Annotated in this window: 22 protein-coding genes; 9 read left to right on the forward strand and 13 right to left on the reverse strand. The window is 73.7% G+C overall.

What is annotated here, in order from left to right; all coding sequences use genetic code 11:
• Positions 1-135: 135 nt before the first annotated feature.
• The gene (locus tag ACIRPH_RS06585) at positions 136-1,272 is read right to left on the reverse strand and encodes a hypothetical protein (RefSeq protein ID WP_402910187.1); all 1,137 of its coding nucleotides are present in this window, start codon (positions 1,270-1,272) and stop codon (positions 136-138) included.
• Between the two features lie 247 nt (positions 1,273-1,519).
• On the opposite strand from ACIRPH_RS06585, the gene ACIRPH_RS06590 reads away from it, so the two are divergent.
• Complete coding sequence (locus tag ACIRPH_RS06590) at positions 1,520-2,395, forward strand: helix-turn-helix domain-containing protein (protein ID WP_402910190.1); 876 nt, start codon at positions 1,520-1,522, stop codon at positions 2,393-2,395.
• 281 nt (positions 2,396-2,676) lie between these two features.
• On the opposite strand, the gene ACIRPH_RS06595 is transcribed toward ACIRPH_RS06590, so the two are convergent.
• Entirely contained in the window at positions 2,677-3,045 is a 369-nt protein-coding gene (locus tag ACIRPH_RS06595) for a MerR family transcriptional regulator (protein ID WP_402910192.1), read from the reverse strand.
• 61 nt (positions 3,046-3,106) lie between these two features.
• On the opposite strand from ACIRPH_RS06595, the gene ACIRPH_RS06600 reads away from it, so the two are divergent.
• On the forward strand, positions 3,107-4,210 hold the full coding sequence (locus ACIRPH_RS06600) for an alkene reductase (protein ID WP_402910195.1): 1,104 nt from the start codon (positions 3,107-3,109) through the stop codon (positions 4,208-4,210).
• Positions 4,211-4,293: 83 nt separating this feature from the next.
• Here ACIRPH_RS06600 and ACIRPH_RS06605 read toward each other — a convergent pair whose 3' ends face one another.
• From ACIRPH_RS06605 to ACIRPH_RS06625, 5 genes are all read right to left on the reverse strand, one after another.
• On the reverse strand, positions 4,294-5,139 hold the full coding sequence (locus ACIRPH_RS06605) for an alpha/beta fold hydrolase (RefSeq protein ID WP_402910198.1): 846 nt from the start codon (positions 5,137-5,139) through the stop codon (positions 4,294-4,296).
• A 397-nt stretch (positions 5,140-5,536) separates the two neighbouring features.
• The gene (locus ACIRPH_RS06610) at positions 5,537-6,832 is read right to left on the reverse strand and encodes an MFS transporter (RefSeq protein WP_402910201.1); all 1,296 of its coding nucleotides are present in this window, start codon (positions 6,830-6,832) and stop codon (positions 5,537-5,539) included.
• A gap of 188 nt (positions 6,833-7,020) precedes the next feature.
• A complete protein-coding gene (locus ACIRPH_RS06615) occupies positions 7,021-7,509 on the reverse strand; it encodes a MarR family winged helix-turn-helix transcriptional regulator (RefSeq protein ID WP_402910203.1) in 489 nt (162 codons plus the stop codon).
• 70 nt (positions 7,510-7,579) lie between these two features.
• Positions 7,580-8,230: an NAD(P)-dependent oxidoreductase gene (locus tag ACIRPH_RS06620; protein ID WP_402910206.1), complete on the reverse strand. Its 651-nt coding sequence runs from the start codon at positions 8,228-8,230 to the stop codon at positions 7,580-7,582.
• 219 nt (positions 8,231-8,449) lie between these two features.
• The gene (locus ACIRPH_RS06625; protein WP_402910209.1) at positions 8,450-8,659 is read right to left on the reverse strand and encodes a 4-oxalocrotonate tautomerase family protein; all 210 of its coding nucleotides are present in this window, start codon (positions 8,657-8,659) and stop codon (positions 8,450-8,452) included.
• Positions 8,660-8,901: 242 nt separating this feature from the next.
• Here ACIRPH_RS06625 and ACIRPH_RS06630 point away from each other — a divergent pair, with 242 nt between their 5' ends.
• Positions 8,902-9,762 (forward strand): helix-turn-helix transcriptional regulator, encoded by an 861-nt coding sequence (locus ACIRPH_RS06630; RefSeq protein ID WP_402910212.1) that lies wholly within the window; start codon positions 8,902-8,904, stop codon positions 9,760-9,762.
• Positions 9,763-9,938: 176 nt separating this feature from the next.
• Here ACIRPH_RS06630 and ACIRPH_RS06635 read toward each other — a convergent pair whose 3' ends face one another.
• Positions 9,939-11,948: a GTP-binding protein gene (locus ACIRPH_RS06635; RefSeq protein WP_402910215.1), complete on the reverse strand. Its 2,010-nt coding sequence runs from the start codon at positions 11,946-11,948 to the stop codon at positions 9,939-9,941.
• A 591-nt stretch (positions 11,949-12,539) separates the two neighbouring features.
• Here ACIRPH_RS06635 and ACIRPH_RS06640 point away from each other — a divergent pair.
• Complete coding sequence (locus ACIRPH_RS06640) at positions 12,540-14,198, forward strand: alkaline phosphatase D family protein (protein ID WP_402910218.1); 1,659 nt, start codon at positions 12,540-12,542, stop codon at positions 14,196-14,198.
• Between the two features lie 225 nt (positions 14,199-14,423).
• Here the strand turns inward: ACIRPH_RS06640 and ACIRPH_RS06645 are convergent, their stop codons facing one another.
• Together ACIRPH_RS06645 and ACIRPH_RS06650 are read right to left on the reverse strand one after the other, a co-directional pair.
• Positions 14,424-14,642: a hypothetical protein gene (locus tag ACIRPH_RS06645; protein WP_402911617.1), complete on the reverse strand. Its 219-nt coding sequence runs from the start codon at positions 14,640-14,642 to the stop codon at positions 14,424-14,426.
• 86 nt (positions 14,643-14,728) lie between these two features.
• Complete coding sequence (locus ACIRPH_RS06650) at positions 14,729-14,995, reverse strand: AbrB/MazE/SpoVT family DNA-binding domain-containing protein (protein ID WP_402911620.1); 267 nt, start codon at positions 14,993-14,995, stop codon at positions 14,729-14,731.
• A 1,033-nt stretch (positions 14,996-16,028) separates the two neighbouring features.
• Between ACIRPH_RS06650 and ACIRPH_RS06655 the strand changes: the two genes are divergently transcribed.
• Positions 16,029-16,265, forward strand: coding sequence for a peptidoglycan-binding protein (locus ACIRPH_RS06655; RefSeq protein WP_402910221.1), 237 nt, complete (start codon positions 16,029-16,031; stop codon positions 16,263-16,265).
• A 272-nt stretch (positions 16,266-16,537) separates the two neighbouring features.
• Here the strand turns inward: ACIRPH_RS06655 and ACIRPH_RS06660 are convergent, their stop codons facing one another.
• Positions 16,538-17,341 (reverse strand): SigB/SigF/SigG family RNA polymerase sigma factor, encoded by an 804-nt coding sequence (locus ACIRPH_RS06660; RefSeq protein ID WP_402911622.1) that lies wholly within the window; start codon positions 17,339-17,341, stop codon positions 16,538-16,540.
• A 544-nt stretch (positions 17,342-17,885) separates the two neighbouring features.
• Here ACIRPH_RS06660 and ACIRPH_RS06665 point away from each other — a divergent pair.
• Both ACIRPH_RS06665 and ACIRPH_RS06670 read left to right on the forward strand, forming a co-directional pair.
• On the forward strand, positions 17,886-18,872 hold the full coding sequence (locus tag ACIRPH_RS06665) for a phosphotransferase enzyme family protein (RefSeq protein ID WP_402910222.1): 987 nt from the start codon (positions 17,886-17,888) through the stop codon (positions 18,870-18,872).
• A 185-nt stretch (positions 18,873-19,057) separates the two neighbouring features.
• Positions 19,058-19,756: a type 1 glutamine amidotransferase domain-containing protein gene (locus tag ACIRPH_RS06670; RefSeq protein WP_402910224.1), complete on the forward strand. Its 699-nt coding sequence runs from the start codon at positions 19,058-19,060 to the stop codon at positions 19,754-19,756.
• Between the two features lie 21 nt (positions 19,757-19,777).
• Here the strand turns inward: ACIRPH_RS06670 and ACIRPH_RS06675 are convergent, their stop codons facing one another.
• Positions 19,778-20,338 (reverse strand): hypothetical protein, encoded by a 561-nt coding sequence (locus ACIRPH_RS06675; protein ID WP_402910226.1) that lies wholly within the window; start codon positions 20,336-20,338, stop codon positions 19,778-19,780.
• Between the two features lie 323 nt (positions 20,339-20,661).
• Between ACIRPH_RS06675 and ACIRPH_RS06680 the strand changes: the two genes are divergently transcribed.
• Both ACIRPH_RS06680 and ACIRPH_RS06685 read left to right on the forward strand, forming a co-directional pair.
• The gene (locus ACIRPH_RS06680; protein ID WP_402910228.1) at positions 20,662-21,612 is read left to right on the forward strand and encodes an aminoglycoside phosphotransferase family protein; all 951 of its coding nucleotides are present in this window, start codon (positions 20,662-20,664) and stop codon (positions 21,610-21,612) included.
• Between the two features lie 116 nt (positions 21,613-21,728).
• On the forward strand, positions 21,729-21,968 hold the full coding sequence (locus ACIRPH_RS06685; RefSeq protein ID WP_402910230.1) for a hypothetical protein: 240 nt from the start codon (positions 21,729-21,731) through the stop codon (positions 21,966-21,968).
• A gap of 17 nt (positions 21,969-21,985) precedes the next feature.
• Here ACIRPH_RS06685 and ACIRPH_RS06690 read toward each other — a convergent pair whose 3' ends face one another.
• Entirely contained in the window at positions 21,986-23,206 is a 1,221-nt protein-coding gene (locus ACIRPH_RS06690; RefSeq protein WP_402910233.1) for a hypothetical protein, read from the reverse strand.
• Between the last annotated feature and the right edge of the window lie 54 nt (positions 23,207-23,260).

Genomic DNA, 23,260 nt, shown 5'->3' on the forward strand with positions numbered 1-23,260 from the left:
GTGGCGCTCCCCCCGCCCGGGGGGGGGGCCACCCCCCCCCGCCCCCCCCGGGGGGGGGGCGGGCGCCCCCGGCGGGGGGGGGGGCCCCCCCCCGCCCCGGGGGGGGGGGGGGGGGCGCCCCCCCCGGCTGTGCGGCTACTGCTTGGGGAAGCGCAGGGTGGCCCCGCTCTCGGAGCTGGTCCGCCCGTGGTCGAGCAGCTCGGTGAACCCGGCGTCCGCCATCACCGCCGAGCGCAGCATCAGCGCGCTGGCCGGTGCCCGGAAGGCCGCGTTCGGATCGTCCAGGCCCTTGGGGTCGGTGTCCACGAGCAGCGGCTCGTTGAACGACCCCCACAGCTCGGGCTCCCCGTCGCGTTCGGCGCCCAGGAGGAGGGTCTCCACCCGTGCCTCCGACAGCATCGGCAGGATGGGCGTGGTCCCGCGCACCGCCTGGTCGTGGGCGAGCTTGCGCTGGTAGTCCTCCAGGAAGGCGTCGTGCCTCTCCACGACGAACTCGCGCAGGGCGTCCTCGGCGGCCTTGTGCAGCCGCTCCTCGGCGTCGGTTCCGCCGCGCCCTCCCGGGACCACCCGGATCGGGACGGTGAGCTGGCGCGGGCCCAGGTTGTCGCGCAGGTAGGCGATGGCCTCCTCGTCGCCGCCGACGATGATGATCTCGGCGCCGACCTTGCGGGCGGCCTCGCGCACGTGCTCGGCCACCTTCGCGGTGTTCTCCCGCCAGAGTTCCTGGGCGGCGTGCGAGTCGGCCCCCGGGCCGCCGGGGTTGTTGCGCTGGCCGCGGCCCCCGCGCCCGCCCAGGCCGTCGATGTTGCGGAGGGATTCCCCGGCGGAGTCGGCCTCCAGGACCGGTTCCCGGGTGGGTCGGGCGGCGTAGGCCGTGACCTTGGCGTTGACCCGGTCCAGGGCCACCAGCACGTAGGGCAGGCGGCGGCCCCGGTCGACGGCCAGGGGGAGCACGTCCGGGACGGGAAGGTACGAGGCCCGGTCCTGGAGGGGGGCTTCGCCCAGGGTGTGGGCGCCGAGGAGGGTCCCCTCGGAGGCGAAGAGGGCCTGACCGTGGTCGCCGTAGGCGCGGGACGTCTTCTCCCCGACCGCCTGTTCCAGGACGTCGAGGGTGGCCTCGTCCGTGCCCAGCGCGGCGAGCTCCTCACGCAGGTGCCGCCAGCGCAGTTCGATCTTCTTGTCGGCGTCGGTGGTGTCGCGGCTGGTGTCCATGTGAACCGAAGCCACCGGAGCGCCGCTCTCGTACAGAGGTCGCAGAAAACCCATGTCCATGTATCCGCGGGGCGTGGTCACCCCCGCCCCGCCCACCTCCTTCTCGGGGTCGGCCTGCGGGCCATCCTGGGGCCAATGGTGCTAACCGTACGTACGCCACGTCGAGGGAGACACGCTCCTTGCCCAAGGATTTCCACGATTTGCCCGAGAACGGAACGGCCGCCACCCGACCGGAGAGGGTCGCGGACTGTCGGGCGCGGAAGGGGGCCGGGTCCCTAACTTCGGTGGTGGAAGAAGGAGGCGGCACATGCTGGACAGGTTGAACCGGGCCCTGGAGCGGATCGAGGAGGACCCCGGGGCTCCGCCGGACGCAGCCGCGATGGCTCGGGACGCGCTGACCTCGGAGCACCACCTCCGGCGGCTGTTCTCGGCCCTGGCGGGGATGTCGCTGTCGGAGTACGCGCGGCGGCGGAGGCTGACGCTGGCGGGGGCCGAGGTGCTCCACGGCGACGTCCCCCTGCTCGACGTCGCGGTCCGGTACGGCTACGGGTCGGCTGAGGCGTTCGCCCGGGCGTTCCGCTCCATGCACGGGGTGGGGCCCGGCGAGGCCCGCCGGACCGGTGCGGTGCTCGCCTCCCAACCGCGGATGACGTTCCGCCTGACCGTCGAAGGGAGCACCACTGTGCGTTATCGGATCGTGGAGAAGAAGGCGTTCCGCCTCGTGGGGCCCAGGGCCCGGGTCCCCCTGGTGCACCGGGGACCCAACCCGGACATCGTCGCGTTCACGAAGGGGCTCGGACGGGCCGTGCTGGAGGAGGTGGGGCGGCTGTCCGACCAGGAGCCGCGCGGCGTCCTGTCGGTGAGCGTCCACCTCGGCTCCTCGCGGGAGGAGGGGACCGAGCTGGACTACTACCAGGCGGCCGCCACGACCGCTCCCGCGCCGTCGGGGATGGAGGTGCTGGAGGTGCCGGCCGGGACCTGGGTGGTCTTCCCGTACTCGGGGCCCTCGGAGGACTTCCCCGAGCCGTTGCAGCGGCTGTGGTCGGACGCGTTCGGGCACTGGTTCCCGTCCCACCCGTCCTACCGGACCGTCGAGGGGCCGTCGATCCTGCGGGTGGAGTACGGGGAGGGCCACGCGGACGCCGAGGCCGAGCTGTGGCTGCCCGTCGAGCGGGCGGACTGACCCGGCCGGACGGGCGCTCCCGCGGCTCCGCCCTGCCCGGGTCCGGACCCTCGGACGCGGGCACGGCCGCGCGGCGCGGACCGCGCCGCGCCCCGCCCGTAGGAGGGCGGGGCGCGGCGGCGTGCTGACCGGTGTGCCCCGCGCACGGGTCCGGGCTCCCGGGCAGGGCGGTGGGACTCCGGCCGCCCGGGGCCCTCCCCGGCCGAGGCGGGCGGTTCGCGGGGCCCTCGTGCGGGCGGACCGGGCGCGGGCGGCGCGAACCCACAGGTCGAGGGTGCGGTCTACGGCGCCGCGACCTCGGCTGAGGCCGCCCCGATGACGTCGTCGAGCAGCTTGCGGGAGCGCTGCAGGTCCCCGATCATCCGGTCGATGCGGTCGCGCTCCACCATCAGGTCCGCCACCAGGGTGCCGTCCGGCTCCGTCGGGCCGCCGTCGGCGTCGCGCATGCACGGCAGCAGGGTCGCGATCTTGGCACTGCACAGCCCCGCCGCGAACAGCTCCTGGATGCGCTCGACCCGGTCCTGCGCGGACTCGGCGTACTCGCGCTGACCTCCCGGCGTGCGCTCGGAGGACAGCAGGCCCTGCTGCTCGTAGTAGCGCAGCGACCGCGTGCTCACACCGCTGCGCCGTGCCAACTCACCGATTCGCATGGCACAGATCACACTCCCCGCACTTGAAGTTGACATTGGCGTCAACTCCTACGGTAGTCGCATGGACACCACATCCGGAACCTCCCCGCTGCTCGCCCCCGCCCGCCTGGCCGGCATCGACCTGCCCAACCGGCTCGTCATCGCCCCGATGACCCGCAACCGGGCCGAGCCCTCGGGCGCCGCGAGCGCGCTCATGGCCGAGTACTACGCCCAGCGCGCCTCGGCGGGCCTCGTCATCGCGGAGGCCTCCACCCCGAACGCGGTCGGCCAGACCTACCCCAACATCGCCGCCCTCCACCGTCCCGAGCACGTCGAGGGCTGGCGTGCGGTCACCCGCCGGGTGGCGGAGGCGGGCGGCCGCATGTTCCTCCAGATCCAGCACGGGGGACGCGTCGGCCACCCCGCCACCAGCGGGCTGACGCCGGTGGCGCCCTCCCCCGTGGCCCTGCCCGACACGATCCACACGCCCGGCGGACGTCAGCCGGCCGTGACGCCCCGGGAGATGGACCAGGAGGACATCGACGGCACCGTCGCCGACTTCGCCGCCGCGGCCCGCCGGGCCGTGGACGCGGGCTTCCTCGGGGTGGAGGTCCACGCCGCCAACGGCTACCTCCTCCACCAGTTCCTGGCTCCCACCACCAACCGGCGCCTGGACGCCTACGGCGGCGCCCCGCGGAACAGGATGCGGTTCGTGCTGGAGGTCGTCGGGGCCGTCGTCGACGAGATCGGCCCCGACCGGGTCGGTGTGCGCGTCTCCCCGGGCAACACCAGCAACGGCATCGCCGAGACCGCCGACGACATCGCGGCCCTGTACCCCGGGCTGACCGAGCGCCTGGACGCCCTGGGCCCCGCCTACCTGCACGTGGCCTTCGCCGACCCCGACAGCCGGATCTGGAAGGAGATCCGCTCCCGCTGGTCGCGGACCCTGGTCGGCAACCCGGTCCTGCCCGCCGAGGGGATCCCCGCCGACGGGGGGCGGGCCGCGGGAGAGCGGATGCTGGAGGCCGGAGCCGACCTGGTCGCCCTGGGGCGTCCCTTCCTGGCCAACCCCGACCTCGTCGAGCGCATCCGCACGGGTGCGCCGGTCAACCCGGTGCGCGACAAGTACCTGATGTACGTGGGGGGCGCCACCGGCTACACCGACTACCCCGCCGCGGCCGTCTGAGCCCGGCGCAGGGCGCCACGAGGCGGGCGGCCCCTCCTCGTTCCGGGCGCCGAGGGGCGGCCGGGCCTCGCCGGACGGGCCGGTCAGACGCGGGTGCGGCAGCGGTCCAGGAACCTGCGCAGCACCTCGTTGAAGCGGTCGGGGCGCTCCAGGTTGGGCAGGTGCCCGGCTCCCTCGATGATCTCCACGACGGAGTCGGGGATCAGCACGTGCATGGACTCGGTGAAGTCCGGCGGCGTGAACCGGTCGTGCTGGCCCGCCATGAGCAGTGTCGGCGCCGAGACGCGCCGGAGCAGGGGGGTGTAGTCGGGGCGCTGGGCGCGCCCGTACTGGGCGGCCGCAGCCCCCTCGGGCGGGGCGGCGTACATCATGGCGCGCACGTGGTCGGCCACCGCGGGCAGGTCGCGCACGTTGTCGGCGGTCATCATGCCGACGAGCATCTCGTCGGTGTAGCCCCGCATCCCCTCCCCCCGCAGCCGGTCGGCCATCGCGACCCGGGAGGCCCGGCCCGCGTCGGTCTCGGCGCGCGGGTTGGTGGCGGCCAGGGTGAGGGAGTCGACCCGGTCGGGGAAGAGCCGGTAGAACTCCAGGGCGACCTGCCCTCCCATGGACAGTCCCACCACCCCCGCCACGTCCAGGCCGAGGTGGTCCATGAGCGCGGCGAGGTCGCGGGCGAACGCGCTCATGGAGGTCGTCCCCGGGACGACGGTGCTGCGGCCGTACCCGCGCAGGTCCGGCACCACCACCCGGTATCCGCGCCCGGCGAACGCCTTGACCTGCGGGGCCCACATCGTCCGGTCGAAGGGGTGGCCGTGGATGAAGAGGACGGGGTACCCGGCTCCGCGATCGGTGTAACTCACGTCGATCCCGCTCACGGAGGCGGTGCCCGGGGCGTCACTGTTCGCGGTGTTCGTCGTCTCGTGTGCCACAAGAACCGATGCTATTCATCGGTGCAAGGAGCCGTTCCACCGGGATGGCCCTGGGAGCGCGCCCAGTCGGCCGGAATCCGTACCGCTTCCGCGAACCGGTCCCGCGCACACCCGCCGTCGCGGCCTCGCGCGGGGGCGGGCCGGACGCCACGTGCCCCGCGCGCACGCCTGCGCGCCCCGGAGGGGCTGCGCCGCAGTGCGGCCCCGCCGGGGACGGGCGGGCCGCAGACGGTCCCTCCGCACCTGCGGCCCGCCGCGCGCCGTGACCCGCCGTCCCCGGGCACGGTGCGCCGTGGCGGACGGGGCCGCCCGCCACGGGCGCCGGAGCGCGGAACGCCCGGCTACAGGGGGAGACGCCCCCGGGCGTCGTCGGGTTCGGCCCTGGTCGGGCCCCGTCTCACCCGGCCCCTCCCCGACGTGTCAGGGGATCGGTCCCGACGGACTCCCCTGCGGCGGGGCCGTCCTCCCGGAGCCCGGGGTCCCCGCCGGGGGAGGCCCCTGCCCGCTTCCTGCCCAGGACGAGGGCCGCGACCAGGTAGGGGGCGGCGAACAGGGCGAAGGCGAAGGCGTGGCCGGCCAGGGCGAAGACCGCCGCGTACAACAGGTAGGAGGCGCCGGTGAAGGCGTCGGAGCCGAGTCCGGCGAGCGAGGTGACCGTGGCCCGGCCGGCCCCGGTGATGCGCTCCTGGAGCCGGGCGTCGGCGACCACGTTCGCGATCTGGCACACGCCGAATCCGGCGCCGATCAGCACCCAGCTGGGGAGGCTGCCGAGCAGGGCGCCGACCGCGATGGCGACCGCCGCCAGGCCGAGCAGGACGGCGAGGAGCCGGACGGGCAGCCTGGACGCGGGTCCGGCGAGCAGGCCGCCCGCGGTGATGAACACCCACACCACCAGGACGACGAGGGGGATGTCGGCCGTGGGGACGCCGGCCTCGCCCGCGAGCAGGGGGACGTACTCCTCCAGCATCTCCCAGAAGGACGTGACCACGACGACGAGCACGATCGCGCCCCGGACGCCCCGGCTCGCGCGGGCCTCGGCCAGGCCCGCGCGCATGGTGGCGAGGTAGCCGGCGGGTCCGTCCCCGGTGTCGGGGCCTCCGGCGGCCCGCCGGTGCTCGGGCAGCGCCAGCGCGACCGCGGAGCACAGCACGCAGGCGGCCACGCTCGCCGCCCCGATGGCCGCGTAGCCGCCGTGTTCCATCACGGGGACCGCCAGCAGGGTGGAGGCGCCGACCGCGGCCACCCCCAGGGCACGGGCCACGCCCATGACCCGGGCGTAGCGGTCGGCCGCGCCGCGGTGCCCGAGTTCGGTGTACACCAGGGCCTCGAACGCGCCGGAGGAGAGGGCTCCGCCCACGCCCCACAGCACGAAGCCCAGGGCGAACGCCCAGTAGCCGGGCAGCAGGAGCCACAGGGCGAAGCCCGCGGCCGCGAACAGCGGTGCGGCGGCCAGCAGGTAGCGCCGGGGCACCACGTCGGCCCAGGCGCCGGCGGGGACCGAGGCGACGAGGGAGGTCAGGGACCAGAGCACGAACAGCGAACTGATCTGGGCGACCGTCAGCCCGGTCTCGTCGAAGAGGATCGCGTACAGGGGGTAGAGGAGGACGAACTCCTCCAGGACCGCGTACGCGTACAGGGGCCGGGTCAGGCGTGAGGGACGCGCGCCGGGGGCACGCGGTGGCAGAGTGGTCATGGAGGTCTTTCGGTCGAGCGGAACGAGGACACCGGGAGCGTGTTCGCCCGGTGGTCCGCGTGCTCGGTCCGAAGACCGGTTCGGGACTTAACGTCTCTTGCGCATGGCCCCAGGATAGGCGGTCGGCGCCCTCGGGGGCCAGTGCCCCGGCACAGGTCCCGACCTCCACGCCCGGGGGCCGGCGCGGCTCAGTCGGAGTGCACCTCGCGGGCCCAGGCCCGCAGGCCCGCGGCGAACCCCTCCCGCTCGGCGGGCGTGAGCCGCTCGAACGCCCGCAGCAGGGGCTGGGCCCGCCTGCTCGCGAACGCGCGCATGAGGCCCCGGTACTCCTCGGCCAGGGACAGCAGGACGCGCCTGCGGTTGGCCGGGTCCTGCCGCCGCACCACGAGGCCCACCCTGGACAGGTCGCCGACCAGCTCGCTGGTGGTGGGCAGTCCCACCTCCAGGCGGGCGGCGAGCTCGCCCACGCTGAGCTCCTGGCCGTGGGTGAGCTGGGTGAGGACCGACCCGTGCCGGGCGGTGAGGCGGTTCTCCTGGAACAGCCGCCGGAGCTCGTCGGGCATCTCGGAGTGGGCGCGGCGGTAGAACGTCTCCAGCAGGGGCACGAACCGCAGGGCGCCCTCGAACAGTTCGCGATCCGGCATCTCGGTGTCGTCCCCGACCGCGTCCTGGTTCATGGGCCGATGCTACCGATCCGCCGGGAAGAGTCCGCCCGTCCGCGGGCGGCCCGGCGCGGCCGCGGGTGCCTCAGTAGGCCACGCCGACGGCCCGCCGCACGGTCGCGGGGTCGTCCAGGACGCGGAGGAGGGCGTGCGCCAGGTCCGCGCGGCTGATCCTGTACCCGGAGGGCACGTTCCCGCCGACCACGAGCCGGTACTCCCCGGTGCCGGGGCCGTCGGTCAGCTGGGGCGGGCGGACCACGGTCCACGCCGCTCCGCCGGCGGACAGGACCGCCTCCATCCGCTCCAGGTCCCGGTAGGCGTCCCGGAAGACCAGGCCGACCAGGGGCGAGAGCACGAAGCGGTGGAACGGCGAACTCCCCTGCGGGTGCGGCCCGACGGGGGCCGCGCTCACCGCGACCAGGCGTGTGCCCGGTCGGTCCGCGAGCGCGGCCAGCACCGCGCCGGTCCAGGTGGTGGCCGGAGATCCGCCCTTGGCCGTGGCGGCGAGGCCCGAGACGACGGCGTCCGTCCGCCCGAGCAGTGCGCGCAGGGCCTCGGGGTCGGGGACCGGCATGCGGACCACGTCGAGGCGGTCGTGGGCGAGGGGCATCCGTGCCGGGTCGCGCACCAGCGCGGTGACCCTGCGCCCTGCGGCCAGGGCCTGTTCCACGACCTGGCGGCCGGTGCCCCCGGTGGCTCCCAGGACGGTGACGCGGGCGGTGCTCTCGTCGGCCATGACCGTTTCACTCCCCGGGGAAAGGACAGTTCGTTTTCACGAATCATAACCCCGGCGGTACCGGGACCGACGGCGCCACCGGGGTGTGCGCGTCCCACCGGTTCGGCTCCGTCCGCCCGGCCCGGACCGCCGCAGGCGGAGGGGGTGCTCCTTTCGGTTCGAGGGGTTCCCGTCGGTGCGGGTCCGGCGCGGAGGGGCCGGGCCCGCACCGGGAGGAGGTCAGGCGTCGCCGTTGAGCACGGCGGCGGTCAGGACGCCGCCGGCGACGCCCCAGCCGCCGTCGGCGACCTCGTCGATCAGCACGACGGTGGTGGCACGGGCCCGCTCGCCGTAGATCTCCGCGTACAGGTCGGTGGTGCGCTCGACGAGCTTCTTCTTGTCCTCCGCGGTGACGGTGCCCGCGGGGACCTTGAAGTTGGCGAAAGGCATGGGTGTTCCTCCCTGGATGGACTCTCCCGCGACGCGGAAGCATGTGTCCGAGAACGTGTGGCCGTGGCGCCGTTCCCGGCCGGTGCCGGCGCGGGGCGGCAGGCCGCCGAGGCCGGGCCGGTGGCAGGACTCCGCGCGGAGCGGTCGGCGGCCATGTCCTCCAGGATGCGCGGCTCCGCCCGGCGGAACCAGGGGATCCCATCCCCTGTGCCGGCGGCTCGGCCGGACGCAGAATGGACGGCATGGGATCTGTGAACCACACCGAGCTGGGGGCCTTCCTGCGCTCGCGGCGCGAACGCATCCGTCCGGTCGACGTAGGACTTCCCCACGGGCTTCGCCGCCGGGTACCCGGGCTGCGCCGCGACGAGGTCGCCCAGCTCGCCGGCGCATCGGTGGACTACTACAACGAACTCGAACGCGGCGCCGGATCCCAGCCCTCCGCGCAGATGATCGCCGCACTGGCGAGGGCCCTGCGCCTGACCGCCGATGAGCGCGACTACCTCTACCACCTGGCCGACCGCCCGGTGCCCGCGCACGGCGGACCGGCCTCGCACGTCCACCCCGGCATGCTCGACCTGCTCGTCCGTCTGACATCGACACCCGCGCAGGTCATCACCGACCTGCACGTCACCCTGGTGCAGAACCCGCTGGCGGTGGCGCTGCTCGGGGACCACTCGGGCCTTCGCGGCGCTCGGGCCAGCTTCATCCACCGGTGGTTCACCGACCCGGACGCACGGCGGATGTATCCCGAAGCCGACCATGCGGGCCAGTCCCGGGCCTTCGTCGCCGACCTGCGGGCAGCCGCCGCCAGAAGAGGCGCCAAGGACACCGAGGCCCGCTCGATGATCAGCTCGCTGACCGGCTCCTCCTCCGAGTTCGCCGCCCTGTGGGCCGACCACGACGTGGCCTTCCGGCGCGACGACCGCAAACGCCTCATCCACCCCGAGCTCGGCCTGATCGAGGTCAACTGCCTCCACCTGTTCAGCGAGAACGGCCGACAGCGGCTCCTCTGGTTCACCCCCGCGGTCGGCACCGACAGCGCCGACCTCCTCGGCCTGCTCGCCGTCCTCGGTACCCAGGAAGTCACCGGACCGACGGTCTGACGATCCCCCGTCCGCGGTGGCGGTGGTCGGCTTCGCGACCCCGCCGGGACGCCCCGCTTCGAGCGGGCGGCGCGCACCGACGGGGTCCCGCCGTCCGTGACCGGGATCGTCCCGCGTCCTCGGCCTCCGGGCACGCGCCCCCCTGGGCGGGCCCGGAGGGAAACCGCCGGGCGCCCTCATCCGCCCGGCCCGGACCGCCGCAGGTGGCGGAGGTACTCCTCCCGGTTCAACGGGTTCCCGTCGGTGCGGGCCCGGCGCGGAGGGGCGCCGACCACCGGCCGCACCCGGGAGCGACGGCTCAGCAGGAACCCCTCGCCCCGCGTCAGGCCGGGCAGCGCCGTGCGGAACCCGTGGACCGCGCGGGCGGGCAGTTCCCCCCTCAGCTCCCACGCGCCGCCTCCCGGGCGGGACTCGTGCACGTGGCCGCCCGAGGCGCCCAGGGCGGCCAGGACCGCGCTCAGCGCGTCGGAGGGGATCTCCAGCTCGAAGGCGTGCACGGGCTCCATCACCCGTGTGCCCGCGCGGTGCAGCGCCCGCATGAGCACCATCGGCGTCAGGCAGCGGAAGTCCCGCGCCGTGCTGGCCGGGGCCACGAACCCGCTGCGGACCAGGGTCACCACGCAGTCGGTGACCTGCCATCCGTACAGGCCCTGGGTCAGGGTGTCGCTGACCGTCTCCGCCACCGCGCGGTCGAACGACGGCAGCAGGGCGCCGAGCTCCACCTCCCTGCGGAACACGACGCCGCTCCCCTCCTCCCCCGGTTCCACCCGCAGGCCCACCGTGGCGACGAACCCGTCCGCGGGCTGGGAGCCGACCGTCTCGACGGCCTCGCCCACGCCGGCGGGGTGCTCGACGTGCACGATGGTGCTGCGGTCGAACACGGCGCGCACGCCGAAGTCGTCGGCCAGGGTCGCGGCGACGACCTCCTTCTGCACCTCCCCGTACAGCAGGACCGAGACGCCGCGGCCGGGCACGGTGCGCACGCCGATCAGCGGGTCCTGCTCGGCGAGCGCCGCCAGTGCGGCGTGCAGGAGCGGGCCCTCGCCCTCGCGCTCCGGACGGGCGACCGCCTCCAGGGAGGGGCGTGCGAAGCGGGGCCCGGGACCGCCGGGGGCGGGAGGGCCGAGCCGGTCCCCCACCCGCAGGCCCGGAAGCCCCCGGACGCGGCCGATGTGGCCCGCCGTCAGTACGCGCGTCCGGTCGCCCTCGGCGCCCACCACCTCCAGGCGGGTGACGCGGCCGCCGTGCGAGGACCCCCGGCCGTCGGGGTCCGTCGAGGTGTTGCGGTGCAGCACGACGCGGTCGCGCTCGGCCAGGCGGCCCGACCGCAGCCGCACGTAGCCGGTCTTCTCCCCGGAGGCCGAGCGCTCGACGGCGAACACCGTGCCCCGCGGTTCGGGGTCGGCGGTACCCGGGGCCGGGGCGGTGGCGGGGAACAGGCCGGTGAGGGCGCCGACCAGCGCGGGGGCGCCCGCGCCGGTGATGGCCGAGCCGAACAGCACGGGGTGCACCAGCCCCCGCGCCACCTGTGCCGCGAGCATCCTGTCCAGTTCGGGCGCCGGCGGGGCCGGGCGGCCGTCGACCAGGCGCGCCAGCAGGTCGTCGTCGTGCGCCGCCAGGACCTCGGCCAGCGCCTCCCCCGCGGCCGGGTCGTCCCGGTCCAGGGGCAGCGTGCGGGCGCCGGGCGTGCCCGCGCCGCGCACGCGGTTGAGCGCGACCGCGTCCGGGGAGAGCAGCCGCCGCACGTCCTCGAACACCCCGTCGGGGCGGGCTCCCCGGCGGTCGGTCTTGTTGACGAACAGCGCCACGGGCAGTCCCGCGTCCCGCAGGGTGCGCATCAGCACGCGGGTGTGGGCCTGGACGCCCTCGACCGCGGAGAGGACGAGTACCGCGCCGTCGAGCACGGTCAGGGCGCGTTCGACCTCGGCCACGAAGTCGGTGTGGCCGGGGGTGTCGACGAGGTTGATCTGCACGGGGCCGGCCCGGAAGGAGGCGACGGCCGTGCGCACGGTGATGCCGCGCTCGCGCTCGATGCGGCCGGAGTCGGTGCGGGTGTCCCCGGAGTCGACGCTGCCGAGCCGGTCGACGGCGCCCGCGTCGAACAGCAGGCGCTCGGTGAGGCTGGTCTTACCCGCGTCGACGTGCGCGACGATGCCGATGTTCAGGATGGTCGGAAGAGATGACAAGGGCGGAGGTGTCCTCGGGGATTCGTGTCCGGTTGCAGGGCTCGAAAACTCCGTAGGACCGGCGCATCCCGCTGTTCCTCTCCTCGGCTGTCGGTGGGCGGTCCGATTGTGGCCCCGCCCCCGGGACCCGCACAACTCGTTTTTCCCGCGTGGGGGCGCCGTCGACGGGAGGAGAACCGGGGGACGGGGCATCCGCAGGCGGCTTCCGGAACGGAGGCGCGTCCGCGAGGGCCGCGGGGAACCGAGATGCGGGAGAAACCGGAGAAGAGGGGAGGAAAAGGGGTGTGTTATTCCACTGGGGGGGCATTCATTGATTTCCAGTTGAATCGCGAACTTGCTTCCGATTTGACTGCCTTTATTTACAGTTCGATTAAGCGAACTATACGAAAGCCGGGGGATGCGGACCGTGGCAACGGCATTCTCCCGGGGCATCTTGGATCTCGGAGCTCTCCGTCACCCGATGGTCACCCGTGCGCATCCGACGTTCACCGGGCGGTGGTTGGGACGTTCCGTTTTCCGTGGCCGGATAGAGCACGGTCCCCGTCCGCCCCGACCGGGGCCGGACGCTCCACGAACTCCAGGAGACCGTGCATGCCGGGAACTCCCCTCGCCCCCGCTCCCTCCCCCGCCCCCCTGACAGCGGTGCCCGCCCCGCCCGCCCCGCCGGAGGGCGCCGCCGCCGTCTCCGCCTCCCTCACGGGAGAGGCCGCCCGCGCCACCCGCCGCCAGCTCCTGGTGGGCGGCGCCGCCACCCTGGGAGCCGTCGCCCTGGCCTCCGGCTGGGCCCCCGAGGCGCGCGCCGACGCGGCACCCCGGCCCGGTCGGGTCGCCGAACCCTTCACCCTCGGCGTCGCCTCCGGAGAACCCCTCCACAACGGCGTCGTCCTGTGGACCCGCCTGGCGCCCGACCCCCTGGCGGAGAACGGGCTCGGCGGCATGCCCGACCGGCGGGTCGAGGTCGAGTGGCAGGTCTCCCGGGACGAGAACTTCCGCCGCCTCACCGCCTCCGGCACCGTCGGGACCGGTCCCCGCGCCGCCCACTCCGTCCACGTGGAGGTCCAGGGGCTGCGGCCCGGAACCACCTACTACTACCGGTTCCGCCACGGCGCCGAGATCAGCCCCGTGGGCCGGACCAGGACCACGCCGGCGCCCAATGCGCGGACGGACCGCTTCGCGTTCGCGTTCGCCAGCTGCCAGAGCTACACCAACGGCCACTTCACCGCCCAGGAACACCTGGCCAGGGAGGACCTGGACCTGGTCGTGTTCCTGGGCGACTACATCTACGAGACCGGTGAGGCAGGGGGCGCCGGCCGTCCCCACGTGCCCGCCAGGGAGGTCCAGACCCTGGCCGAGTACCGCGTCCGGCACGCCCAGTACAAGGCCGACGCGGGCCTCCAGGCGGCCCACGCCGCCTTCCCGTGGGCGGTGGTCTTCGACGACCACGAGCTGGAGAACAACTGGGCCGACGAGACCCCGTACGGCGGCGAACCCTCGGAGGCCTTCCTCCAGCGCAGGGCCGACGCGCTCAAGGCCTACTACGAGCACATGCCGCTGCGCCGCTCCCAGATCCCCGCCGGACCGGACATGCACCTGTACCGCAAGCTGTCCTTCGGCAACCTCGTGGACGTGCACCTGCTCGACACCCGCCAGTACCGGGACGTGCAGGTGGCGGACTCCGAGCGCGGCGACCCCTCGCGCACCCTGCTCGGGGCGGACCAGCGGGCGTGGCTGCTGAACGGGCTGTCCTCGTCGCGGGCCCGCTGGAACGTGCTGGCGCAGCAGGTGTTTTTCTCCCAGCGCGACTTCGCCGCCGGGGCCGCCACCGACTTCAGCGACGACGCCTGGGACAACTACCAGGTCGAGCGGGACACCGTCCGCGACGCGCTGGCCCGTGTGCGCAACCCGGTCGTGATCACCGGGGACGTGCACGCCAACTACGTGTGCGACGTGAAGGCGGACTTCGACGACCCGGGTTCGGCGACGGTCGCCACGGAACTGGTGGGCACCTCGTTCACCAGCGGCGGGGACGGGGCTGAGCAGAACCCGGGCGACGCGGTGCAGCTGAGGGAGAACCCGCACATCCGGTTCATCAACCGCAGACGCGGCTACGTCCGCAACGTCGTGACCCCCACCGGGTGGACGGCCGACTACCGGACGCTCGACTACGTGACCGAGCCCGGTGCGCCCATCGCCGACCGGGCCCGGTTCGTCATCGACGACGGCGTCCCGGGCGTGCGTCCCGAGGGCTGACCGGTCCCCGGCTCCGGAGGCGGGCCGGCCCTGCTCCCCCGCCTTCGGGGCCGGGACGACGGGGGCGGTAGGCGCCCCGGTGCGCCGACCGTACTCCGCCCCGTCGGCCGAACGCCCGGCCGGAGAACTCCGGCCGGGCGTTGCGCGTGTCTGCCCGAGGGGCCATGGTGGGACGGCCCGGTGCCTCCTGCGGTCGGGGCAGGGGACGCTGTTCCGCTACGGGTGTCAAGGGGGACCGGGGTTGAAGACGGAGTGCGTGCCGACCCTGCGCCAGACGACGTGCGCCTTCCCAGGGAAACGCTCGTCCCCGTACTCCCACGTGGCGCGCCCGTCAGGCGCCCAGGTCATCTCATAGACCCCCGGAGCGCCCTGCACGCCCTTGACCCGCAGACCTGGTCGGAACCGTCCTTGCTCCACGTCGGGTGCGAACTCGGTGGTGACCACCTTGCGCAACCGCTCGACCTGTTGAGGCGTCAGCTTCTTGAAGTCGGCCCGGAACCGGGGGGTGGTGGCGAACGTGGCCAGTGCTCTCAGCGCTCCTCTTCGAGGGCGTCGAACATCGACTCCACGTCCTCGAACTCCTCGGTCCGGCCCTCGGTGATCTGCTCACTGGCCTCCCGTTCACCCCGCTGCCATTCGGGGTCCCAGAACCACGCCTGGTCGGCCGGCACGGCAGTCATGCCCCGAAGGGTGACCTGGCCGCTCTCCGTGATGGCGAACTCGACCTCGTCCCCCTCCCGGATGTGGAGGGCCTCCGCCACCTCACGGGGCAGTGTGACCTGGTTCTTGCGACGCATCACCGCGCGTCGGCGTCTCGACTTCGTCTCGCTCACCGGGGTGGCCTCCTCAGGGGTGTGAGAGCGCCGCGTTTCCCGTGCGGTCCCTCGGTTACAGCATGGATCAGAAAGTCGGTCAGTACAACTTTCCTACCGCGTTCCAGGGGAGAGAGCACCTGTGAGCCGGGCCGGGGCAGGAGTCCGGCGTGATCCGGCCGCCCTCGCGCTCCCCCTCGGTCCGGGGCGACGGGGGCTGTAGGCGCCCCGGTGCGCCGACCGGGGGCGGTAAAGAGTTCATCCGCGTACACCCGCGGGCAGAACCAGCGGCACGCCAAGGAGAAAGCGCTTTTTCTTTCCCTTCTCCACGGTTCTTCAACGGAAGGGAAGGGGGCGTCTTTCTTCCAGACATACATGAAGGCTACCTTTGCCAGGCGGTGCGCCCCCGGGTCTATAATCAGGGATAGGCCGAGCGCGCCCCCAGGAAAGCGAGCAGCCCGCGGGCGGCGGCGCTGGAACTGCGAGAAGACGCGCACCGGCCACACGCGGCGGAAGTCCTCGACAGGCCCGCTGCGATTCCCGGAGGATCCGGACGCGAACCCGGGACACAAGGAATGGTGAAGGCGGCGCCGAGGCCCATGTGCGCGTGACCGCGACCCGTGTCGTGAGGTCCGCCCCGGGGTGCTCGCGCCGGCGTGCACGCCCGATGGAGGCGCCCGTGCCGCCCGCGAGGGGGAGATCGAGGACGCCCTCCGCAGATTCGGGCGGCCGCCCTTCGTATGCGAATTCACGGGAAGGGGAGACTGTCTCCGACCTCGCGGAAAAGAGGCAGATTTGGCATCCTTTCCTGCCTTCATGCCGACCGTCGAACAATGGGCGCCCGCGCTTGTGGAGGCGGTGGGGTACCGGCAGGAAAAAGGCGTAGTCCGTCAAGGGTGCGTCCATTCTTGAGATGAACACGCCTGAGGCGGCCAGTCGCGGCACGGTGATCCTGCGATCCGCTGCGACACCACACCGTGGGGCTCCGACAGTCCCACTGGAAGACAAGGGGAATGACATGGTTGGGCTCAAGCAGGGCGACACTGGGGAAAACGTCGCGTACCTGCAGGAACTGCTCATCGCGGCGGGCCACCTGGACAAGACGCCCGGGGCCGACGGCAAGTACGGCCCCGAGACCACCGAAGCGGTCCGCAAGGCCAGGGCGGCGCAGGGGTCGAACAAGCCCGGGACGCCGATCACCGGGACCGCTGCCGGTCAGGTCATGAAGGAGTTCGTGGAGCGGGTGTGCAAGTAGCACGCACCCGTTTCCGAAGGCTGTGACGCCCTAAGCGTCGGCCCCCCGCGACGGAGACGCCGCGGGGGGCTCCCCTGTGAGCGGGCCGGGCCGCTGCGAGGCCGCCCCGGAACCGGTCGGGCCAGGAGCCTGGCCCGGACGCGGCCGAGGTCGTCCTCCCCCGCCCCCGCCTCCAGCAGGAGGGTGCGCGCAGTGCGCGGTGCCATTGCGCCGGTCCCCGAAGGCGAAGGCGCGTCCCGCCCGGTCCGTCCGCGGCGGACGCGCGCCCCGGTTCAGGCCGCGGTCCCCACGCCCATCTCCTCGCGCAGGCGCTCCAGGGTCGCCCGCAGCAGTCGGGAGATGTGCATCTGGGAGTAGCCCAGCCGTTCGGCGATCTCGGTCTGGGTGTGGTCGTGGAAGTAGCGCAGCATGAGGATGTGGCGTTCGCGCTCGGGAAGGCGGGCCAGGGCCGGTTTCAGCGCCTCCCGGTCGACCACCAGGTCCAGGAGGCGGTCCTCGCGGCCCAGGTGTTCCTCCAGCGAGGGTGTGACCTCCCCGTCGGCCTCGGAGCCGTCGGGGGCGTCCAGCGACAGGGCCCGGTAGAGGTCGCTGACCTGGCGGACCTCGTCCACCTGCTCGCGGGTCATCGCCAGCCTGCTCGCGAGTTCGTCGCAGGTGGGGGTGCGCCCCAGTGCCTGGGTCATCTCCTGCCGGGCCTGGTGCAGGCGGATCCGGTTCTCCTGGGCCGACCGGGGCACTCGCACGGCCCAGGTGTGGTCGCGGAAGTGGCGCTTGACCTCGCCGGAAGCGGTCGGCATGAGATAGCCGAGGAACGGTGCTCCCCGTGCGGGGTCGAAGCCGCGGATGGCCTTGCACAGCCCCACCATCGCCGTCTGGTAGAGGTCCTCCACCGGTTCGCCGCGGCCCCCGTAGCGGTGCGCGATCCGCTTCATGGCCGGCGCGTAGTGGGACACGACCCGCTCCTGGAGCTCGTGTTCTCCGGGGCCGCCCGAGTCCAGGGCCTTGAGCTGTCGCAGGAGGGCCTCGCCCGGGTCCTCCTGTTCGCCCGGTCCCGGTCGGCGCGGCGCCGGGATCATCGGACCTCGTGCGGCGGGAGCGTCGACCGGAAGCGCGTCGGTGTCGGTGTCGGACAAGAGAGCCCCCTGAGATCCGGCCTGCGTGTCACTGCCGCAACGGCAGGGCACGGCCCTCGAAGGCACGTGCCGCTGTCATCCTTCCCTCACGAAGGTGACTAAAAGGCACATAGGGAACCTTGGGCAACTCTTGCCGACAGAGATCAAAAAACAGGACATTCAGGGCGGACGTGTGGGGGTGGGCGAGCTACCGGCGTGCCCGGGACGCTCACCCGGGCCCGCGGGGGCGTGTCGGCGGTCTTCCTCTCCCGGCGTCGCGCGCCGTCGCCCCCTGCCCCGGTGCGCACGCTCCCCTGGTGCGGAGAGCGCCGACGGGGATCCCGTGCGGGAATCCGGTGCGGCCCTCCCCTGCTTCTCCGAAGGCGGAAAACACCAGGACGCCCCTGCGGCGGACCCGTACCATGCCCGGTGGCCGCCCTGCGGCGGTCGCCGGTCCTGCGCACCGTGCCAGGACGCGAACACACGAGCAGTCGGGGGAAGACGTTCGATGGCACCATCCGGTATCGCCTCCGTGGTCGGCGAGCACTACGCGCTGGAGGGGGCGGACCTCGTCCCGGTCGGCGGCGGCGCCGACCTGAACGCCTCGCTGTGGCGGGCCACCGACGCCCACGGGCGCCGCTTCGCCGTCAAGTGGAGCAGCGGGGGCTCCCCCGCGGGGCTCCTCCTGCCCGCCGCCCTCAACGCGGTCCGGCCGGGAAGCGCTCCGGAACCGCTGCCCGCACGCACCGGAGCCCTGTGGGTCGACACCGGCGGCGCACGCCTGTCGGTCATGGAGTGGGTCGAGGGCACGAGCGCCCTCGAAACGCCTCCGGGGCCGGCCGGATGGCGTGAGCTGGGCCAGCTCCTGGCCGCCCTGCACGGGGCGCCGCTCGGGGCGGAGGCGCTGGAGCGGGTCCCGCGCGAGGACTTCGACCCCGGCCGGTGGGCCGGGCTGTTCGAGCGCGTCGACACCGCACTCGACACCGGTCCCGCCGAGGGGATCGGGCGGGGACTGGCCGAGCTGTGGTCCGGGAACCGCGCGGCACTGCGCGAGGTCCACCGGCGCACGCTCGCCCTGGCCGCGCGCCTCCGGGAGCGGGACGACCTCCCCGGCTTCGCCGCCTGCCACGCCGATCCCCATCTGGGCAACCTCGTCATCGCCGCCGACGGGCGTCCGGTCCTCGTCGACTTCGACGACGCGGTCCTCGCCCCGCGCGAACGCGACCTGATGTTCGTCCTCGGGGGCGGTGTCCTGGCGGACCGGGCCGCCACGGAGGAGCAGCAGGGCCTGTTCCTCGACGGGTACGGGCACCACCGGGTCGACGCCGCACTGCTCGCCTACTACCGGGGCCTGCGCGTGCTGGAGGACGCCTCCGAACTCGCGGGGATCGTCATCGACCCCGCCTGCGACGAGGAGGAGCGGCGGGAGGCCTTCGGTCACGTCCGCGGCGTCTTCTCCTCGACGGGCCTGCTCGCCCAGGCGCTGTCCGCGTAGGGGACCGCCGGGATCGCCCCTGGTCGTGCCCCCGCAGGAGGCATGGGGAGCCTCGCGGGCGGGTAGCCGGGTGGGCACGGGCGAGGCCCCCGGCGGGGAGCCCTCCCCGCCGGGGGCCGGCAGGCGCCGCGGGCCGCGCCCACCGCCTCCAGGAGACGACCGGCCCACTCGAAGGAGCAGTGTTCATGAAGATCCTCATCGTCTTGACCTCGCACGACGAGCTCGGTGACACCGGACGCAAGACGGGCTTCTGGCTGGAGGAACTGGCAGCCCCGTACTACCGCTTCAAGGACGCCGGCGCCGAGCTGGTGCTCGCCTCGCCCCGGGGCGGGCGTCCGCCGCTGGACCCCAAGAGCAACGAGCCCGACGCCCGGACCGACCAGACCCGGCGCTTCGAGTCCGACCCCGAGGCCATGGCCGCCCTGGAGAACACGGTGCGCCTCGACTCGGTCTCGGCCGCCGAGTTCGACACGGTCTTCTACCCCGGCGGACACGGTCCGCTGTGGGACCTGGCCGAGGACGAGCACTCCGTCCGGCTCATCGAGACCACCCTGCGTGCGGGCAGGCCGATCGCCCTGGTCTGCCACGCGCCGGGGGCCCTGCGCCACGTCACCGGCGAGGACGGCAACCCGCTGGTCCGGGGCAGGCGGGTCACGGGGTTCACGAACTCGGAGGAGGCCGCCGTCGGGCTGAGCGAGGTGGTCCCGTTCCTGGTGGAGGACCAGCTCAAGGAACTCGGCGGCGTCTTCTCCAAGGTCGGGGACTGGGAGCCGTACGTCGTCCGCGACGGCCTGCTGCTCACCGGTCAGAACCCCGCGTCCTCGGGACCGGCGGCCGAGGCCCTGCTCGACCTGGTCGCCGAGGTGGACGGCGAAAGCGTATGAGCGCACCCGCCCGGATCGGGGCTACCCGGCCCCGAAGAGGGAGAGGAGCAGCTGCGCCAGGGCCACGAGCCAGCCCGCCGCGCCGAAGACCATCCCGGCCACCGCGACGCGGTGCGCCGCCACCGCCGACCGGTGCGCCTCTCGGGCCTGCTCGCGTTCGGCGCGGGCGCGCCGCTCCTGGAGTTCCACGTAGGCGTCCAGGCTCTTGGAGATGCTCTCCAGGAGAACGAGGTGGTGGTCCTCGGTGGGGGCGGCACGGTACCTGGCCAGGCTGCGGGTGAGGTCCCTGCGTTCCCCGGCGTGGGCGCCGGGCCCGTCCGGCGGAGTCCCGGCCGGTCCGGGCGGGCGTCTGACCAGGGCCACGAGCCGGGACGCCAGGCCCCTTCTGCGGGGCAGCCCGGCGGGGAGCGGGGGTCCGGGGGCCTTGTCGCCCCGGGGCGGACCGTAGCCAGAGCCTTGAGGCGGGGGCCGCCCCGGCATCGAGATGCCGGGGACCGGCACGGGGCCGCCGAGGAGGTCCAGGACGTGGGCGGCGTGCGCGACCACGGCGGGATCGTGGCGCGGATGGGGAGTGGCGTCCATGCGACCACTCAAGCAGTTCGCCGGAGGAGACGGAAGCGGTCTCCCGAAGCGCGTGCGGGGCCTCAGCCGGTCTCCGGTCCCTGTTCTCTGCGTCGGGCGCCGTCGGGCAGCACCGCCGTGCGGAAGGCACGCGTGCCCAGGGCCGCCGCCCCGGCCGCACAGCACCGCGCCCCGGAGGACGATCTGCCGGGCCTCCGGGGCGCGGCCCATGGACTCGGAGGGGACGCGTCTCACGAGGGGCAGGGCGCCCACGACACGGCCTCGCCCCGGCGGGGCGTGCGGGCCGTGCGCCCCTCCCCCCGGGGTCCTGGGATGATCGGGCCATGAACGACTTCATGACCCCGCAGGAGACCGCCCGCCGTGCCTCCGCCGCTGTCGACGCCGCCGTCGGCGCGGGGCGCGACCTCGGACTCACCGTGACCGACGCGACGGTGCTCCACGACCTGTTCTCCGTCGTGGTCCACCTCGCGCCCTCACCGGTCGTGGCCCGGATCCCCGTCGTCCTGCCGCCCGGAACCGACCTCGACGCCCTCGCACACCGCCAGCGCGCGGAACTGGACGTGACGCGGTGGCTGGCGGCGCGGGGAACGCCGGTGATCCCGCCCAGCCCCCTCGTCCCCCGGGAGCCGGTGCGGCGCGACGGGTTCTCGATGACGTTCTGGCGGTTCGTCGAGGAGGACCGGGGCAGGGAGCCCGACTACGAGGCGAACGCCGAGAGCGTCGCGGGACTGCACGCGGCGATGCGCGACTACCCGGGCCGCCTGTCGTTCCTGTCCGCGGCCGAACCGCAGACCCTCGCCGAGGACCTCGCCCGACTCGACGGGCGCCCCGACCTCATCGACCCGTCCGACCTCGACCGCGCGCGCCGCGAATGGCGTGTCCTGGAGCCCCTCGTGAGTTCGCGCGCGGCTTTCGAGAAGGCGTTCCCGGGGATCGACGTCCAGCCGATCCACGGCGACTCCCCTCCCGCGAACATCTTCTCCGGGGTGGACGGCGACCTCTACTCCGACTTCGAGCTGGTGACCCTGGGCCCCGTCGAATGGGACCTGGCCGCGCTCGGTCCGGAGATTGAATCCTCCTACGACCGCGGAGCCCGGCGCCACGGCGTTCGGGAGCTGAACGAGGACGTCCTGCGCTTCGTGAACGCCGTGGGGAGGCTGCGTGCCATCGCCGCCCTCGCCCTCGTACCGCAGCTGCCCGTGCTGGTGGAGTACCTGGGTCCGGCCCTCGACCAGTGGCGGACGACGCCGTTCGCCGGTGGGATGGCCGACTGACCCCGGACCCGGTGCCGAACCCCTGACCGGATGTGGTCGCCGCCCTTGCGCGGAGCCCCCGGGCGGGTAGCGTGGTCGCACCCCGGGACCAGGCGGCCGGGGGAAGGGCGGAGCCGATGAAGCCGAGTGACCCCACCTGCTCCCTGTGCGGACGGCAGTACGACGGCGAGTTCATGACCGGCCTGCCCTGCCGCGTGTTCAGCCCCGAGGACGTCGTGACTCCGGGATGCCCGGCCCAGGCGCACATGATCGCCGACCTGGAGTCGAAGGCGCCCCGGGGAGGCAACCCTCCGGCGGGGGGATGCCTCATGCTCCTCCTGGCGCTGCCGGCGTTGCTGGCCGCCCTGCCCTTGTGACCCTTCTTCCACGGCGGTCACAGCAACCGCTCCCGTTGCTCGGGGACGACCGCCCCGGGCCGGGCTTCGGAAAGTGCGTCTCCTTCCTCCTGGAGGACCTCGCCCAGGCTGACCTGTTCCGTCAGGAGGCGCCGTACGAAGGCGGGGTCCTGCACGCGATGCTCCAGGAGCCGCCACCCGTGGTAGTAGGCGAAGATGTACTCGCCGAGGAAATCCGGCGCGACGGAGAGCTCGTCGTCGTCGAGCAGTGCGTGCTCCGCCAGGTAGGCGCGGACCCGGCTCGGTGATCCACCCTCATCGGCCAGCAGGGCGGCGTTGCACCACGAACCCCAGAGGATGTTGCGGGCACGGTGGATGTCGGCGTGATCGCTCCCGTCGTGGGTGAAACCCTCGATATTGTCCACGAGCCACTTCTGTGCCTCGTCCCGGGGGAAGACGATCTGCTGGGCGTGCAGTCCCAGACCCTCGCTGAGGACATAGGACGGTGCGGGCATGAAACGAACGCCGAGCTCGGGGTGATCGGACAGAAGTGCCTCCTTGAGCATGAACTCTGCGATATGCCCCGGAAAGGCCTCGTGGGTCACCACGTAGAGCAGATCCGCCGTGTTGAAGGGCAGGTCCCCGTCGACCAGGACGGTGCCCCGCGATCCGCCACGGTGCAGGCCCCTGAACGGGCCAGGTGCCAGTTCACAGTCCACGCGGACCTGCGGGGGCAGCTCGACCAGAGCCCGGGTGCGCTCGATGCTCTCCGTGATCGCCGCCCGCACCATGGCGGAGAAGTGCGGGGATCGCGCGGGCACGATGCTGTGGGCGGCGCGCCAGCCGACCAGTCGCTCACGCAGCGTTCCACCGCTCCTCGGGAGTCCCCGGTCCAGCAGTTCGTAGGCCTCCTCGAACCGCTCTTCGGCGATCCAGCCGACCTCCAGACCGAGCCCGCCGCGTACACGTTCACGCAGTGCCCCCGTCTTTCCCGTGAGACGCCGGGCCGCTGCGGCCAGTGCTCCCACCTGCTCACGCATCCAGGCAGCCCGTGGGCCCTCCCACGACGCGGCCTCGGCCGCGAGCGCGTCGGCCGCGACCACCACTTCCTCCGCGAGCGGCTCCGGTTCGGCCGCGACCTGCTCTCTCCACCGGGCGGGTCCCCGGTAGTCGAGGATCCATGTTCCCGGATGGTGCTTGTCGAGCAGCCGGGCGAGGCGCAGGGCGAGAAGTGCGTAGTCGGAGGCGAATTCGTTCATACACGTCATGGTGCGGAACACCTCCCCGGAACGGCAACGGCACGGGAGGCCGAG

Origin of the sequence: Nocardiopsis sp. NPDC101807 (genome assembly GCF_044766605.1) — a bacterium.
Classification (GTDB): domain Bacteria; phylum Actinomycetota; class Actinomycetes; order Streptosporangiales; family Streptosporangiaceae; genus Nocardiopsis; species Nocardiopsis tropica.

Bases quoted from the DNA above. Each gene is read 5' to 3' on its own strand.
- ACIRPH_RS06585 (WP_402910187.1), bottom strand. From the start codon at position 1,272: ATGGACATGGGTTTTCTGCGACCTCTGTACGAGAGCGGCGCTCCGGTG.
- ACIRPH_RS06590 (WP_402910190.1), top strand. From the start codon at position 1,520: ATGCTGGACAGGTTGAACCGGGCCCTGGAGCGGATCGAGGAGGACCCC.
- ACIRPH_RS06595 (WP_402910192.1), bottom strand. From the start codon at position 3,045: ATGCGAATCGGTGAGTTGGCACGGCGCAGCGGTGTGAGCACGCGGTCG.
- ACIRPH_RS06600 (WP_402910195.1), top strand. From the start codon at position 3,107: ATGGACACCACATCCGGAACCTCCCCGCTGCTCGCCCCCGCCCGCCTG.
- ACIRPH_RS06610 (WP_402910201.1), bottom strand. From the start codon at position 6,832: ATGACCACTCTGCCACCGCGTGCCCCCGGCGCGCGTCCCTCACGCCTG.
- ACIRPH_RS06615 (WP_402910203.1), bottom strand. From the start codon at position 7,509: ATGAACCAGGACGCGGTCGGGGACGACACCGAGATGCCGGATCGCGAA.
- ACIRPH_RS06620 (WP_402910206.1), bottom strand. From the start codon at position 8,230: ATGGCCGACGAGAGCACCGCCCGCGTCACCGTCCTGGGAGCCACCGGG.
- ACIRPH_RS06625 (WP_402910209.1), bottom strand. From the start codon at position 8,659: ATGCCTTTCGCCAACTTCAAGGTCCCCGCGGGCACCGTCACCGCGGAG.
- ACIRPH_RS06630 (WP_402910212.1), top strand. From the start codon at position 8,902: ATGGGATCTGTGAACCACACCGAGCTGGGGGCCTTCCTGCGCTCGCGG.
- ACIRPH_RS06640 (WP_402910218.1), top strand. From the start codon at position 12,540: ATGCCGGGAACTCCCCTCGCCCCCGCTCCCTCCCCCGCCCCCCTGACA.
- ACIRPH_RS06650 (WP_402911620.1), bottom strand. From the start codon at position 14,995: ATGCGTCGCAAGAACCAGGTCACACTGCCCCGTGAGGTGGCGGAGGCC.
- ACIRPH_RS06655 (WP_402910221.1), top strand. From the start codon at position 16,029: ATGGTTGGGCTCAAGCAGGGCGACACTGGGGAAAACGTCGCGTACCTG.
- ACIRPH_RS06660 (WP_402911622.1), bottom strand. From the start codon at position 17,341: ATGATCCCGGCGCCGCGCCGACCGGGACCGGGCGAACAGGAGGACCCG.
- ACIRPH_RS06665 (WP_402910222.1), top strand. From the start codon at position 17,886: ATGGCACCATCCGGTATCGCCTCCGTGGTCGGCGAGCACTACGCGCTG.
- ACIRPH_RS06670 (WP_402910224.1), top strand. From the start codon at position 19,058: ATGAAGATCCTCATCGTCTTGACCTCGCACGACGAGCTCGGTGACACC.
- ACIRPH_RS06675 (WP_402910226.1), bottom strand. From the start codon at position 20,338: ATGGACGCCACTCCCCATCCGCGCCACGATCCCGCCGTGGTCGCGCAC.
- ACIRPH_RS06680 (WP_402910228.1), top strand. From the start codon at position 20,662: ATGAACGACTTCATGACCCCGCAGGAGACCGCCCGCCGTGCCTCCGCC.
- ACIRPH_RS06685 (WP_402910230.1), top strand. From the start codon at position 21,729: ATGAAGCCGAGTGACCCCACCTGCTCCCTGTGCGGACGGCAGTACGAC.
- ACIRPH_RS06690 (WP_402910233.1), bottom strand. From the start codon at position 23,206: ATGAACGAATTCGCCTCCGACTACGCACTTCTCGCCCTGCGCCTCGCC.